Below are 16,498 nucleotides of genomic sequence, written 5' to 3' on the forward strand. Positions count from 1 at the left end.
ATCAACAGGTAGGTCTAGATCCTCTGCTGGTATGTGAGTGTGATGACCGACGGCGTCAATATCAAAGACATCTACCGTGTCACTCAATATGTCATTATTTACATTAAATTGTTCAAGATTAAACGCAGTAGGCAATGGCCCTGTATTTATGGTACTTACATTACCACGGTCGTTCTGTACGCGATCCATCACTTCTTGATCCCGATTCACCATTCTGGCATCCCCCTTCAGAAAACAGGCCTAATATGATAAACGATAAAAGATGATGATAATTCCTGCTCTCTGGTCCGATTTGGTAAAAATGATTTGTTGATTGCCGGTATTGATCTATACGATCACGGCACTTTTTTGTTGTTTCTTAGTATTTCACTACAGTGCGCAGCTTGATTTACCCCTGTAAATGGCTGGCGGTATCCAGCGTACGCAACTGTCTTTGTATCTCCGCCGTCTGTTGCCAAAACTGCCTGCGGGCTATTTTATCACCAGTTGCTTCTGCTTCTTGTAAAAGAAATTTTAGTTCGGTATTTAGTTGTCGCAAGCGTGTTTTTTTGAGACGTGTGGCACATTGAACTGCTTCTTTTACCAATGCGTCTGCATCTCGTGGAGACATCGCTTTTACGCTCTCAAACACTCTTGCGACTGCGGACTTCAGAGCCGAAGGCACAGACTGTTCTAAGGATTGATATGAAGGGGAAGATTCACGTTGATACACAGAGTTGAGTATGTGGTACAACTCCCGCGTGTCTGTCCCAGCGAAGTCACCTTCGTTGATTATAACACAAACATGTGGGTATAAGGCCGGATTTTGTAAGAGTAGCCCAATAAGGTAGTCCTCCCATTTTAACGCACTCTGCTCTGTTCTGTCAAGCCCGACTCTGCGCGAGGCTTTTTTATCGTTATTCTCCTCTTCAACCGCTTTTGTCTGTTGATCCTTGTGCGCCTCTCTCCCTTCACTCGCTTGTTCCCGCTCTCGGGCGAGAATTCTTTCTGCTTCGACAGTCTTACCACTGAAATCTGCCGTTGCGGCCACTGTCCGATGGCCGCGCAGAACCTGTTGCAGTTCGCTATACAAACTGCGCTCATCGATACTGATCATACTTGCCAGCTTGCGTATGTAGGCATCGCGCTTAATACGGTCGCTGATCATTGCGATAACCGGCAATAGCCTCTTAGCAGCTTCGGCTTTGCCTACCGGCTCTCGCAAATTCAAATCTACGGTTTTGACAACAAAGTAGTAGTCGACCAGCGGAAGAGGATGATTGACGGCATAAAACCAGGTTGAAAAGTCGCGACGGATTACTTCATCCGGGTCCTCGCCTGGAGGCAATTGCAGGACGTTAATGTCTGCGTCTACTTGCTCTTCAAGGCGAATGATCCCACGTACCTGCGGCTCTTTCTTCTGGTCTGATTGACCTTTTTTTCCTGCCTGGCGAAAGCTATGCACATTTCCTCCGGCGAGAGGCACCGGAACCATTGTACGATCAAAACCTTTTAAGGCCTCTTTGATACCTTGCTCAGTCGCAGCGCTACCAGCTGCGTCGGGATCTAATGCCAACGTCACCTGACGTGTCAACTTCTTCAATTTCTGAATATGCTTCTCCGTGATGGCACTACCGATGCATGCCACGGTCTGTTTCGTTCCATACTGATGGGCAATCACAGCATCCACATATCCTTCCACGATGATAACCTGACCGGCTTGCTTTATCGCATCTCGTGCCATGTCGAGCGCATAGAGAACAGTATTTTTTTCGAATAGCATGGTTTGAGGTGAGTTTAGATATTTTGGCTTGGTATCTCCTAGAGCTCGTCCGCCAAAGCCAATCACACGTCCACGCTCATCTCGAATTGGGAAAATCAGACGATTGCGGAAATAGTCATAGATGCCGTTACGCTCTCCACCGAGAGTATCACTCTCGCGCCAGCGTGCCAGACCACCCGTCACTATTTCTTCTTCAGTATAGCCCCGACTCAACAAAAATTTTGATAAACCATCCCAACGTTCGCTTGCATAGCCCAGACTAAAAGCCAGGACCGTATCTGAAGACATACCACGGCTCTGAACATATTCCCTGGCACCTTCCGCTTCACGCGAGCGCAAGAGCATTTGATGAAACCAGAGCAATGCATCTTCATTCAGTTTACGCAGACCCTCTCTGGCAGCGCTGGCTTCACGTGCTTCCTCTGGATCCCCTCCCCCTGGCTCTTCTAACGCTACGCCAGCCTTTTCGGCCAGGTACAGTAAAGCTTCATGAAACTCAAAGCTCTGCTGCTTCTGTACAAAGCTAAAGACATCTCCACCTTCGTTGCAACCAAAGCAATGCCATGTTTGTGTTTCACCGAACACGTAAAACGATGGGCTACGCTCATTATGAAAGGGACATAGCCCTTTGAGCGACTTACCCGATTTTTGTAGAGTAACAACGTTGCTGATTTCATCAACGATATCCACTCTGGCCTTGATTGTTTCGATTACTGATGCCATATTTAAATCCTCAGACACAAAGACACGGAGATCCTACGCATTTTGTTATCTATTTAACATAGACGTGGAGAGAAGCTATATGTTAGATATCAAGTATAACCACAAATACCTGAACCAAATCAAAGGGTTATACCTATTGTACTACTTACAACGCTACAGCTAAGTTGACCCTATTGATGATAGGACATCTGGGCATGTCTATACTCTTCTTGCGTTTTTTTTTCGCTCCCCTGGATTGTGCTTTTGCCATCCTCAAAGAAAGTCTATCTCTATTATCCAGCTGTTTTCTCTCCACTTTCATTCCGAACACTATGGGATCTTTGTCTGCTTGTTTGATCAGTTGCGTCTTCCTTTTTTTGAGGCTCAGCAAAAAGTTATCCACAGCTACTACTACGATTACGTAATTACGTATATATAAATATTTTTAAAAAAATATATAAGATAGTAGTAGTAGGGGATGTGGATAAGTGGATAACTTTTTGCCGACCTCGTATATTGCCACACATAAATGTATATAAACTAGCCTCTGGAGCAGCCTGAAGGCCTCTGGACACTTTGGTCCCGACTACTATATACGCACATATCTATGTGGATAAGTGGCCTAAACGGTGGATAACTTGGGGATAACTTTTTCAAGTGATGAAGAATTGTTCATAACTTATCCACATAAAAGCTGTAGTTATCCACATAAAAATCAAAGTTATCCACCGTTTATCCACATCGAAAGTCTCCCTTTTTTGGGTTGTGGATAAGTTTTCCACAATGATTGTGGAAAACTTATCCCACTGTGGAAAAATCCTCACTTTCTGACCATCTATTAAGAAATCTCAGCCAGGATAGATGCTGATCAATGGGTTTTTTACTAAAATATCGCAATTTTCAAACTTTATACAGTTTGCTTGGTACCAAAATGTTCCGAAACACCGTCTACTTGGTACCAAAATGTTCCGAAACGCTGTCTGCTCGGTACCAAAATGTTCCAAAACGCCGTTTGCCTGGTACCAAAATGTTCCGAAACGCCGTCTGCTTGGTACCAAAATGTTCCGAAACGCCGTCTGCTCGGTACCAAAAATGTTCTTAGTAAGCGTACAGGTGGAACCAGTATGTCATGCAAATTTATCTATCCATAAAATGAGCTCATTATTACTGCCTGCTTGAAACATTTTCGGTACCGAGCAGATGGCGTTTCTGTGGAGGGCGTTTGTGTATAAGTGTGGATAATGTGGATAAGTTTTCCACATTATCTGTGGATAAGTCTCGTAATGTGGATAATGTGGATGAATTGATATAGCCAGTGATATAGCTAGCTATGAAAAATGTGGATAATGTGGATAAGTTTTCCACATTATCTGTGGATAAGTCCTAAAACAGAAGGATTTCTACACAGATAAATGCATTTCGCTCTGTTTTGCTATAGCCAGCGATATAGCCAGCTATAGCAATGTGGATAATGTGGAAAACTTATCCACAGATAATGTGGATAACATTTTATTATGTCTAGTTGATAGCAATGCGCTCATAGTTAGTTATATTTTAGTTATATTGAATGATACATTTACTATCAACTAGACATAACGCTTTTTGGGCAATGTGGATAATGTGGAAAACTTATCCACAGGTAAATGTGGAAAACTTGTCTTTTTGCGGAAATCATAGCTGGCTATATCACTGGCTATATTGCCGCAATATTGCTAGCTATATATTTTTTAGCTGGTTATCCACAGATTTTGTTGATAAGTCCGATTTATAGGAAATATCGGTAAAAAAGACCATGAAATCGCTGCAAAATGAATCATTTGTCATTAAATGTATAGTTATATGAGTTTTTATTCATCATATGGCGGTGAAATATGTTTTTATCAACTGCTCTATATTTATGTTGAATTTAACAAAAGTTATCCACAGTAATTGTGGATAACTTTTGAAAAGTGTGCAGAACTTTTTTTGTGCGTGTGTTGTTAGTGTGAGAGTAAACTTTCTGGCTGCTTGATACTCATGCGTCGTAATTGGTCATAGCTACGCAATAATTCCGCTGTGGCCAACAGCGATGAACATTGTGGTCCAACATGCTGAGGACTATCTCCATCAAAGATACCTTCACACATGTTGAGTAGATCGACGTAGAAACGTTTGCCTGGAGCTGCCAGTAACTGCATGCCCAGGCGCCAGAGATGTTCTCGATGCTGATCAGTGTTTTGTTCGATGATTGATCCTTGCTGTTGTGTGAGTAGAGCATCGATATAGGGTCCTATGAGCCAGATCCAGCAACTCCCCTGGTGCAGCGCCTGCTGATAAGCGTCAGGATGCTTGAGGTCAATTTCAATGTGACTATGATAGCCCGCTTCCTGCGCTGCCAGCGTCCTGAGACCATATGTCGTCACCAGTTGATCTGTGATGGTTTTTAAGACACGCTGCTGATACTTTGGCTCTAAGAGCGCGTGCGGCAATGAGAGGGCAAACAGTTGATTTACACGCAGGCTTGGATCATTGCCTGCCGATCCATCGATGACATCGTAGAGACAACCTCGGGTCGCATTCCAGAAGCGCCTCTGGAAGTTATGCTTGCATTGGCTGGCGTGCTGCTGATAGTAGTTACTGCTATATCCTATATAACTGTGCCCCATATAGCTCAGACGTTCTGACCAACCTTGCATCAGACAAAGAGCATGATACCAGAGGGCATTTACTTCTACAGCCTTGCCCGCACGTGGTGTGACTGGTTTGCCATTGTCGTAGATATTCATCCACGTCAGTGCCTTGTTATCTTTCTGAGCCGCAAGTAGACCATCGTTGGGATCACAGTAGATGCCGTTCTGTGTGCCGTGGATGTAATGGTTCATATTTTTGGCCAGCCGTGGAAAAAGCTCTTCCAAAAATTCGTAGTGCCGGGTTGCCTTGAGATAGCAATTGAGTGCGTAGAAGTACCACAGTGTGATGTCCACATTGCTATAGTCATGATCGGTAAGCCTGTTACCTTCTCCAGGTAGACGATCTGGTAATACTCCACCTATAAAATAGTCGGCCAATGTGCTGAGATAGAGTCGTGCATCGTCATACTTTCCTGTTACCAGCAGGAGACCAGGTAGAGCAATCAAGCCATCCCGTGTCCTGTTTTCCATCGTATAATAATCCGCTCGCAATACTAATGCTTGTTGGGATATATGCTCAATGCTATGGTTGAGTGTGTCAATATACGTTTGTGGTTTGACCTCTTTCCATTGCGATGGATTTTGGATGGGGTGTACTAAAAAGTGTTCGCTTGCGTAGAGCAGGTGCTGTAAATAATCGTCGCTATCGATATCTGAAACCATAGAAGGTATTGAAATGCTGACCTCGGTTTCTGAGGTCGTCTCCTCGTCTCCTTTTCCTTTTAGCACTGTCTCTGGATACGACCACTGGGAATGCCGGGGATAGTGTATCCTTTCAATCAAATTTCTCTGATGTTTTCTATTCTCCTCATAAAGTTGGGCGATGCTTTCGGGCTGATAGAGCTGTGGATGTAATCTCTCTGCACTGATAATAATACTCAAGCTTGCATGACTGTCGGAATTTAGCTGCGCACGTATCACTCCTGGTAGATAGAGATCATCGATATGTTCGCGTCCGGCGGCGGCATCACGACGTCTCAAAAAGTTCCAATACCACACACCTGTAGGAATAAAGATAGTTTTACTCTCGGCCTGTCCAACCGCCAGAATGTGATAGGGTCTTTTTGCCGCCGCGGGATAGATGCTCGCTCCCGAAGTCCCTTTGGGAAATTCGGGAAGGGAGTCCAGACTGGCTTTATCGGTATTCTTATCGGCCTCCTCAGTTCCGTAGACTCGTACATAGAAATGTTGGTCGGGATGATATCTTTGTGGGGTATTATATGAACGATAATTGGTCAACGGTAGAAGGGTGAGGGTGAGCGAACGTTTTTCTTGCATCGATGGGATTGGTGTTAAAAGCCCCTGGCTGGCCAGGGTTGGCGGTCTGGATGTGTCGCGCTGATTGCCAGGTTTTTCGCTGATGACTGGAGGTAAAACGCGATATTGAATGTACGTGGTGTTGAAGCCCTGTGCCATCCAGATACGCTTCTCTAATACCAGGCCGTCTATGCCGCCAAGACGATACGTGAAGACTGGAAATCCATCTTCTAGAGCAAAAGATTCTAAGTGTACAAAGCCGGCTGGATTGAATGTCCCATCCCGGTATTCATTGGTGCCTAAATAGTAGGTTCGTTGATCAAATGTGATTTCTTCGTCCATTTTCGCGATCAGAAGCTGCGGGGTATCTGTCTCTGGCAACGTTGCCACAAGTACTCCATGTTGTATCCTTGTAAGCACTCCTGCAACTGTCCCTGCTGCATATCCACCCTGACCATTGGTTATGAGCCATTCGCGAGAGATCGTTTCGTTCAGCTCGCAACAAAGCGTGCGATCAAATCTGATAGTCATAATTGAACCCTCCAAGCCTCTCAATAGGAGTTTGGCGCCTCTACGTGGACTATCGTCTGCTGGCTGATGCCGATGCTGCATCTATCCTGTCTGCTAGTGTATCATATCATATGTTAATCAGCCGCTACTGATACAGTCTCTTATGTATAATTTCTTTCATCAAGCTATGTGAAATACTCGCGCTTTCTCTTTTTGACGCTCTATTCGCTGTCTCTAATACGTTGCGCTGATCGTTTGAGTAAGATGAAAAATGTGCTGTTCGCATTTTGTAAAAGTCAGCGCTGTGATGCGACGCCTTCTTTTAACGTAATTACTGGTAGATATTAATAATGTACGGCGTGTAGAGCAGGTGGTGCACTCGAAATTTGCTACAAGGGAGAGGAGTTTTCGTTTTTGATGGTTTTTCCTTTTTGGAGGGGTAGGCGGCGCTGTGTGTGTCTAAAAGGCTTCCTCACTCTTGGCTTTATCTACTGTTTCCTGACGCTTTCGGCTTGTAATGGTGTTCCGCTTTCAACACAGACGTCAATTTCGGCGTCATCAACTTTCGAGGCCAAAAATTTACCTTTACTGCAGTCACATGTGCTCACAATTGGTAGCTATACCAATTATATGCCTCAAGAATATCTCGATGCTCAGGGAGAACCCGCTGGCTTTGATATTGATCTGATTGATGCTATCTCACACAATCTGTCTTTGCGTCCTGAGGTGGTCTCTGATGACTTCCAATCTTTGATTACCGATCTGGTGGCGAAGCGTTTTGATGTGGTGATTTCTGCTGTGAGTATCACTTCTGAGTTACAACAAGAGGTAGACTTTATTCCTTATTTTCGCGGTGGTGAGTCTCTGCTGGTGGCTTTTGGAAACCCTCTTCATATTCATGCGTTGAGCGATCTATGCGGGAAAGCTGTGGCTGTCAAACAGGATTCTTCAGAGCAGCGTGCTCTGGCGCATGCCAGTGATCTTTGTCGTCAACACAAGCAATCTGCTATTAAGGTAATGGTTATCACGCATTATCTGGACGCTGTTCAGCTGTTCCAGTCAAAGCAGATTGTGGCGGCCTATGAAGATTCTTCTGAAGTGGATTATTACATCCATCTCTATCCAGATCTTTTGGCGCTGGGGGGGGCTGTGATTGCGACAACAGTCGAGGGGATTGTGATACGTAAGAATGATTCTGCCCTGCTGGCTGCAATCAATCTTGCTTTACAGGCTCTGCAAGAGAATGGTACCTATCATACTCTGATTACCAGGTGGGGACTCTATCATGGTGATATTATGTTCCCTGCGAACTACGATACCAGTGCGAATGAGAATCGGCAGTCAGATATGAGGATGTTCTGGCGACAGAGGTAATCTGGGATTTCATACATCCAGCTGGTGATCATCGCTGTCTTGATGCATCAATCATCGGCGGTAAACATACTATAAAATGTTGCCGCATGGAGAGGTTTCGGGTTAAGTGTACATACGTGCTGCGATAAGGTGAAGTCTGGTGTCATATCCAGAATCTGTACAAACGCCTGCAAGATCGTGGGGTCAAAATTTGTTCCAGATCCGGCAAGGAGCCGTTCACGAGCTTCGTCAATGGTGAGTGGCTCTTTGTAGGGGCGTTGTGAAGTCAATACGTCGTACACATCTGCTATGGTGAGTATGCGTGCGCTGAGTGGTATATCTTCTCCCTTTGACTTGGCGGGATATCCCTGACCGTTCCAGGATTCATGATGATGTAACACCGTCTTTACGTAAAAAGGGTGCACTTCGTAACCGACCAGGATATGCGCTCCGATGACTGGATGGCGCTCCATTTTACGTCTCTCTTCGAGCGAGAGCGCGGCGGACTTATTTAAGATATCGTTGCCAATCCAGGTTTTTCCCAGGTCGTGTACCAGGGCCGCTAAGGCCAGATCATGGGCTTCATGCCGGGTCCATCCCAGATAGCGAGCCAATCTTTGGGCATAAAGTGCCACTCGACGCGAATGCTCGTAGGTGACGATATCACGTTCTTGGATGCTTTGAGCTAATGAGAGAAGAACTTTTCTCGTTTCTTTATCTCTCTCTATTTGTGTTAAGTATTTTACTACCACCACTCTGCTCTCCCACGTATTGGATAAAAACACGATAGCTTCTACTAGCTATCAACAATGTATACAAACAATTTATTCTCAGACAAAATTATACTTGCTAACATCTTATTCTTTCGCTTTTGCTAATGTCCATGACCACGAAAGAATAAGTACTTTTGTATTACTTTGGGCACCTCCTTTTATCCCCCAAATAGTCCCTCTTACCATCCTGATTCGTTTTTAATCGTGCACTTTTGTGATAGACTCACCTTTGAGGACGAGCGCCAGCGTCTATGCAATCCTCTGCAGTGATTTATTCTCAAGATTCGTTATAATAGGTACGATAGATGTTGTAATTCTGGCTTGCTCAATACGTATTTCTAGTTGACTACATTTTTTTCTGGCCTTGTCTGCACTCTTTTATTTGTGGTGAAGTAGCTGATTATGGCTGCTAGTTAGCAAGGATGTGGTCCCAATGGGAGATGATCTAGTGAAACATGATCTGGAATCAGATACAGCCCAGGATGAGAATTCGCCACGCGATGGCGTGATTACTGTGGTGCTAACCTCGGATAATCATCTTGGTTATACGGGCTTTGGTCAGCATCCTCGCAAGCGTGAGGAGCGCCAGGAGCGTCTGCGCCATGCTTTTCAGCAAGCTACTGATTTCGCGATTGTGCAGGGAGTTGATTTATTTATTCAGGCCGGCGACCTTTTTGATACGACAACACCAGATGAGCGCGATCGGAGTTTTATTGCTGAACGTCTGGCTCAGTTGAAGCAGGCTGGCGTCCAGACGTTCGCTCTCGGTGGCGTGCATGATACTCCTGCCGCTGGACAATCCCTGCTCGGGAATTCTGCTCCTGCGCCGCAAATGAGTTATGCCCGCCTGGGGGCTTTACAATATCTTTCTCCAACTCATCGTGATGAGGCGCATAAGCTAGAGCCGCGCTTTGCTACTGTGGATGGTACTACAGTCGGTATTTGCGGTCTTGGAGTTTTGCCTGGTCAGGTGGGTGATCCGTTGGCCGATCTGGAGGTCTCGCTAGATATTGAACGGGCAACCATTCCGATCTTGATCTTGCACGCACCTATCGAAGGCTTGACCGTTGGTTCCTCGCTCCTTGATACACGTGCCATGGTGAGCAGGAACAGCATTCGTAAGCAGACAGCCTTCCGCTATATCTTTGCTGGTTATCATCATAACTATAGCCAGACGCGCATTGGTCAGACCGACGTGGTTGTTGCGGGAGCGACTCAATATATTGATTTTAGTACTCCTGATCAGGCACCCGGCTTCGTCTTTTTAGGGCTGGCCGCTGATGGTATCCGCTGGTGCAATCATATCAGCGTTGATTCTCTGGCGATGCGTCGTTTGACGATCCAGACCGCTGATTTGTGGCCCGAGGACTCGGCTGCTTCGCCGACCGAGATAATGCTGGAACGTTTGCGTCCTCTGTGTGATGATAATGCCATGATTCTTTTGTCGTTACAGGGGGAGCTCGCACGTAGTGCGTATCATCTACTGGATTTAAATCAGATCCGTCGCTATGGGGAAGAGCACTGTTTTGCTCTCGCTATCGATGATAGTGCTCTCTCTCTCTTGCATGAATCCCAGGATGAGCAGGTCTCTCCCGAGTTGGATGAGCGGCTCTCTTTACGTGAGGAGCTCTCTCTCATGGCCGATGAGCGGATCGCCTCTGCAACCGATGAAAATGAAAAAACTGCATTGCATTTTACAAAGGAAGAGTTACTGTTAGCAATAGATGAGATAAAAAATAGCTAGTTTTTGTAATATTCTCTGCTAATACCCACTTGATCTCATCCATCTGGCGCTGGCGAACGGAGTAGTCCCATGATAATTTTAAAGCATCTCACAATTGAACGGTTCAGGCTCTTACGCTCAATGAACCTGCACTTCCCCCAGCGAGGTAGTATCTTAATTCAGGGTCCAAATGAAGCGGGGAAGTCTGCACTTATTGAAAGTATTTATTTTGTCTTATATGGTGAAACTCTGGCTGCTCGCCGTGGAAATCGCTCTCTCGACGATTTAATCCTCTATGGTGCCACCAGCGCAGTTGTTTCTCTCACCCTTTCCGCTGGCACGAGTGAATTAACTATCACCCGTACTATCGAGCGTGGTAATGGCCAGACAGCTTCTCTCCTGATTCAGCAGCTTGGCTCACCTGATGAACCTCTGATCACTGATCTGGCCGCTGTTAATCAGCGCATTATTCGTAGCCTGGGCAAGCTCGATGGCACCACTTTGCGCAATTCTGGCCTCATCGAGCAAAAGGGCTTGACTCGCCTGGAAACTATTCCTGAAACCGAGCGCGAGACGACGATTCGTAATCTTCAAGGATTGGATATTGTTAATGAGCTCCTGGAGCGTTTCCAGATCAGTTCTGAAGATGATCAGAAACTGAGCGTGAGCTCTGAACGTCTCATGCTGGCTGAGGTGCAGGCGCATATCCCTCAGGTGCGTACGCAATTGGCTCAGCTTGAGGAGGCTCTCGATGCCGTGCAGGTGCACGATTATCTGATCGGTATTGAGCAGCAAGAGAGTGAGATCAGCGAGTTAGAGCAGGCTCTTGAAGATATTCATTCGAAACGCCTTGAGCTGAAGAGCAGTCAGGGACGTGTCCAGCAATTGAAGAAGGCTGATGCAACGCTCTCCGAGATTATCTCTTCGTACGATGATATTGCTGAAGCTCATCGTGAGCTGCCGATCCTTGAGCAGCAGATTGCCGATCTGGAGCGTCGCGAACGTGAAGAGCTGCCGAAAATTGAAAAACGTGTTAGCGATCTGGCTGAGCTGACGCGCTCGTTTGGGACGCTGCAACGCATGTCCAATGATCTGCTCACAGCTGTTGACTCGATCAAGGAGCTAGAGCAGGATCTGCATGAGCACAACGAGATTAAACAAAACCTGCGCGCGTTAAACGAGCAGATCGCGCAATCTCATAGCCGCCTGCGTAGCACACAAAAATCCTGGCAAGATCTTGATGACCAACGTCGTATCCAACGTCCGCGCCTGGAAGATCGTTTGCAGCGTTTATTATACCTCTCCGAGCGACTGAGCCATCTGGCGCAACTTGAAAAGAATTATACGCACCGTGTCTCCAGTCAGCCGCTGGCCGAAGAAAACGAGCATCAACTGCGCAAGATCATGCGCGATCTGGATGATACTGAGAATGAGCGCGATCTGGTGGAGCTTGAGGCTAAACAGGTGCAGCAGCAAGCCGATGAACTGGAGAAGATCTGGCGGCAGCTGAGCATTCGCCGACAGGTTGAAGAGTGGTCCCGCTTGAAAGGCCTCTCGCAGGGCCTGGCTCAAGCGGAACAGCATTTGTCCCAGGCGCGCCAGCATCAAAGTGTTCTGACGGATCAGGCTGTCCAGGCGCGTCGTATTGCGACACGCTCGATGCTCATTCTCAGTGTCTGTGGTGTTGTGATCTTCTTTGCCTTAATTGGAGCCTGGATTTTTAGTACCGTTGCTATTGGCCTGACTATTGCTTGTTTTATCCTATGTCTTGTGCTTATTATCCCCATCGTTCTTTTATGGAGGGCTTATAGTAAAGCACGCACACAAGAGCTGGCTTTTAAGCAACAGGAGCAAGAGGCACTTAGCCGTGTTGGAATGATGGTTGCCGCCCGCGAAGCTGCAATGCGTATGGCTGGTAGCGAAGATGTGATCAAGCAGGTTGAAAATGAGATTCGCTCTCTGGGTGGAGCAATTCCGCGCTCGCTAGAAGATGCACAGGCTTTCCTCGATCGCACACGTAATCAGGGCGATCTCGGTGATGCCCAGCAGAATATGAAGAGCAAGCTGGACGAAGCGAATGCGGCTCACAACCAGGTCAACGTCACGATGGAAGCCGTGGCAGCTTTACGGAAAGAGCGTACGCGCCTGGAAGAACTGCGTAAGCAGGAGCAATGGGATAACCTTGAGGAGAACCTCCAGAACGATCAGGCTGCGGTAGAGCTGATGCACCAGGAGATTACCCTCCTCGCTGGTCAGGAGAATCTTCCTTTACCCAGTATTAATGCGCGTATTCAGGCCAGTCCTGTACCATCGACGCAAGCCTTTGGCTCTGGCGCGTTGCCTATGATTAATCTGGATGGCGAAGATATGGTCGGGATGCCTGAGCTAGAGGATCTGGTTGAAAGCACAATCAAAGCCACCGAGCATGAAATCTCTTCGCTTGACGGTAAAATGGATATGGCACGGTCTCTGGCAAATCAGGCGCAAGAGCAGCAGGCGCTTTTGGATACGTTGCTGGTACGTCAGAATGCGCTTGAAGACCGCGAGGCTCATTTCCAGATGAATAGCCCTGAGCAGCAAATAGAGCATGCTCGTGAGCAACAGATGGCTCTTCGTGGCGCTCTACAATCGTTGCAGGACTCTCTCCGCCAACGCGTGAAGCCTCTGGGTGTTGCTTTTGGACAGACTGCTGTGGGAACGGCTGAGAATGTCGCTCGTAAGCAGCTTGAGGAACTCCACATCACCCTCGGCAGGAAAGTGATGTTCCAGGAGAGCTACGCACATTATACTGAGCTCCTTAATAATCGACAGGAATCCTTGTCTGAGCATTACAAGCAGCTTGCAAAATTTAGCAATACTTTGGGTAGCTGGATCGTGCCATTGAATCCTTTTGCAGAGGCGTTGACCGCTCTACGCACGCGCTGCCAGAAAGAGTTGCTGGAAGCGAATGAAGAGGGGATTCTACACGAGTTGGAGTTGCTACAAAGTCATGAAGGAGCTTCTCTGGCGAAAATACAACTCTGTCAGCAAGAGATTGTAGGAAGTCAGGAATCGATTTCTGCCATCCTTACTTTACATGGCTGCCCTGAAGTTACCAGTTATGCTCCTGACAGTCTGGTGCAACTCTGGCCCTTGCTTGGAAACTATACGCTTGAAGATCGTGATCACCTGGAAGATGAGTATACAACCTGCCAGCAAAATCTGTATGAGCAAGAGCAGCGCGAGCAATCGCTGAGCCAGAAACTTGGGATTACTGATGAAGTGTTAGATCTTGAACAGACCCGGATGGAGAAAGAACAGGAAGAGCGCTCCTATCAGACCAAGAAACATGGCCGTCTGTTAGTCCAGGAGGCTGAGCAGCGCCTCTTAAGCAAGGTATTGCCACGGACAGAATACTACATGCAACAGATTTTGCCTTTGTTAACTGGAGGTCGTTACAACGATGTTCATTTGACAACTGAGAATGCGGATAATACGAGCAGTAATGGAGCATTTCAAATTCAGGTTTGGGATACGGCCGCCGGTGAATATATACCTACATCGGTCCTTTCGGGAGGAGCGTCAGATCTACTCTCGCTTGCTCTGCGTCTGGCCTTTGCCATTGCTACACTGCCGCGAGATTTACATACCGCCCCTGGCTTTGTGCTGCTTGATGAGCCTCTGAGCTCCTTCGATCGTGGTCGTGCACAGGCGCTGGTCGATGTGGTTACGGGCGATATACTCAGCCAGCATTTTGAGCAGATTATTCTTCTCTCGCACAGCGATGCCTTTGATCCAGCGATGTTCCCCTATCATCTCTATATGGATAACGGTTTGATGGTGGAGAGCAATTTGCCGATTGTCGCAGCGGCGCTCGCTCCGAGTGCTGGAGCTTCGTCTGGCACCGATCAAGCTGCTTTACTTCCTGATGATGATGATTTTGCTGATCTGGATGATTTTGCCGATTTTGATGATGCTCCGGCGGGTGATCACGATCATACTGTCGCCGTGGCTGCGCTTAAATTGCCGTCGAACAATAACTAGAGACAATCAATATTCTAGACGACTGAACGATCATACTAAAAATCCTTCCATGCAGGCGTGGAAGGATTTTTATGTGAGTCATAATATGTTGGTAGCATGCAAAATAGAAATTGATCATGGCTCTCAATCAACGATCGGTCCACTCAAGTGAATAATTTGAAGATAAAAATTTTTGTGCCATATTAGAAGAGTGAATGCATTGAGCGCCATGGTCCCGGTGTTCCTGCCTGGACAGCTGGTACCCAGCCTGGTTCGCCGAATAACAATGTATCTTTCCAATTTGCGTTTTTGCTGTAAAAGCAATAGCGTATCTGCCAGTGTTGCCCCACCCTCTTTCTTTCATAGCAGGCTGTCTCTATTCCCAGGTGAAATGTGATCAATTGGGCATAATAAGGTTGTAGATTATATTCCATTGTATCTGTATCGAGTTCATGTTCCCGGAACGACATTTCTGCATCAAAAGAATACGCATAATCCTTAACTTCAGGATCTCTATCCTCTTCAGGAACCTGACGTATGAGTACAAGCATGCCAAGCATATCGAACTGGCAGTAAGGCTCTTCAGCAAATGCGTCAAGTACGAATGGGGGCAGCGATAAGAGGTCGCGTATCTCCGTAGCGAGTTGCTGCAACGATTTGTCTGTCTTCATGCAGATCTGAAATGACATAGGAGCCTCTCCTTGCAGGTACGGGAGGTTTGTGTAAAAATCTAATCTTCATCTTACCCCTGTTAAGTAGAGGTGTCAAGCCATATAATTGCAATGGAAATGAAATTTCAAGTTTATTTATATAATCTCCTGACTTGCATTTACATTTTCTGCTGGATATACTGTTAGTACGACATCGCTCATCGTCTTTACTGATGCAAGTGAGCTTGAAATCTTATTTTTACTTTGCTCTTAAGCCATCAGAGAAATTTATGTCGATTGGATTTATTATGTCATATAGATTAGGAGTTGTGATGCTTCTTTCCCATCTCTGAGATCAGGGGTACTCGCATCATGAATTGAAAAGATGGCTACTACGGATAGACTCAGGCGTGTCAAATCGACCATGCCTATGCCTCCACCACTTCAAGGTGAGGCTATCATTCACGGAGATCGTCCGCTGCTTGAACGCTGGCTTGAACATTATGGACAGAAGCTCCAACTTCCAGGGCTTGAGCTTAGCCTGTTGGCATTGACTCAGGATCGTCAGGAATATATGCGTTGGACTGGCAAGCGCCTCAATCTAATGGCTTTAGGTTGTTACTGCTACCTCCCTGCTCCCACTGCCAAATCAACTGGAAGGACCTCAAAAGAAGAGGTTTCACGCCATCGTCATCTTATTTTTATTGAACCTGCTATGCAAGCCAGATCGATAGAGGTCACTGTAGCTCATGAACTGATCCATCTTGCGGACCGTGTTCAGGGCAACCCTCGTCGCCATCATCATCATGGTTATGACGCTATTGCGATCGATGAGGCTGCGATCACTGGTTATACCGTAGAGGACTTACGGGCTTTGTTGCATGAGGAGAGTGTTAAGCGGGAGCGCCTCCGACGGGAACGCCGTCCCATCCGTTACATGTATCAATGTGCGAATTGTGGCAAGCTCTATCCGCGTACGCGTAGATACTCCCTGCCCATCTCCTGTAGCAGTTGTGACAAACAGTATAATCCACAATTTCTCCTGCAATTGATGTCATCGTTGCCTGTCGAAGGAGAATCTTCCTCGTGAGGATTTC

At 46.6% G+C, this 16,498-nt stretch carries 8 protein-coding genes; 4 read left to right on the top strand and 4 right to left on the bottom strand.

Going from position 1 to position 16,498, the window contains the following annotated elements; all coding sequences use genetic code 11:
• Positions 1 to 388: 388 nt before the first annotated feature.
• Positions 389 to 2,485 carry a DNA primase gene (gene dnaG, locus AC27N8_RS22595; RefSeq protein WP_487069654.1) on the bottom strand — a complete coding sequence of 699 codons (2,097 nt, stop codon included), beginning with the start codon at positions 2,483 to 2,485 and terminating at the stop codon, positions 389 to 391.
• A gap of 1,958 nt (positions 2,486 to 4,443) precedes the next feature.
• On the bottom strand, positions 4,444 to 6,921 hold the full coding sequence (locus AC27N8_RS22600; RefSeq protein WP_487069655.1) for an amylo-alpha-1,6-glucosidase: 2,478 nt from the start codon (positions 6,919 to 6,921) through the stop codon (positions 4,444 to 4,446).
• A gap of 579 nt (positions 6,922 to 7,500) precedes the next feature.
• Here AC27N8_RS22600 and AC27N8_RS22605 point away from each other — a divergent pair.
• The gene (locus tag AC27N8_RS22605; protein WP_487069656.1) at positions 7,501 to 8,274 is read left to right on the top strand and encodes a transporter substrate-binding domain-containing protein; all 774 of its coding nucleotides are present in this window, start codon (positions 7,501 to 7,503) and stop codon (positions 8,272 to 8,274) included.
• Between the two features lie 47 nt (positions 8,275 to 8,321).
• On the opposite strand, the gene AC27N8_RS22610 is transcribed toward AC27N8_RS22605, so the two are convergent.
• Positions 8,322 to 9,005: an HD-GYP domain-containing protein gene (locus AC27N8_RS22610; RefSeq protein WP_487069657.1), complete on the bottom strand. Its 684-nt coding sequence runs from the start codon at positions 9,003 to 9,005 to the stop codon at positions 8,322 to 8,324.
• A gap of 454 nt (positions 9,006 to 9,459) precedes the next feature.
• Here AC27N8_RS22610 and AC27N8_RS22615 point away from each other — a divergent pair, with 454 nt between their 5' ends.
• Complete coding sequence (locus AC27N8_RS22615; RefSeq protein WP_487069658.1) at positions 9,460 to 10,770, top strand: metallophosphoesterase family protein; 1,311 nt, start codon at positions 9,460 to 9,462, stop codon at positions 10,768 to 10,770.
• Positions 10,771 to 10,839: 69 nt separating this feature from the next.
• Complete coding sequence (locus AC27N8_RS22620; RefSeq protein WP_487069659.1) at positions 10,840 to 14,772, top strand: AAA family ATPase; 3,933 nt, start codon at positions 10,840 to 10,842, stop codon at positions 14,770 to 14,772.
• 182 nt (positions 14,773 to 14,954) lie between these two features.
• On the opposite strand, the gene AC27N8_RS22625 is transcribed toward AC27N8_RS22620, so the two are convergent.
• Positions 14,955 to 15,440: a hypothetical protein gene (locus AC27N8_RS22625; RefSeq protein ID WP_487069660.1), complete on the bottom strand. Its 486-nt coding sequence runs from the start codon at positions 15,438 to 15,440 to the stop codon at positions 14,955 to 14,957.
• 346 nt (positions 15,441 to 15,786) lie between these two features.
• Here AC27N8_RS22625 and AC27N8_RS22630 point away from each other — a divergent pair, with 346 nt between their 5' ends.
• Positions 15,787 to 16,491, top strand: a complete 705-nt coding sequence (locus AC27N8_RS22630) for a SprT family zinc-dependent metalloprotease (protein WP_487069661.1) — start codon at positions 15,787 to 15,789, stop codon at positions 16,489 to 16,491.
• Positions 16,492 to 16,498 lie beyond the last annotated feature (7 nt).

The organism is Dictyobacter sp. Z7_2 (assembly GCF_057551105.1).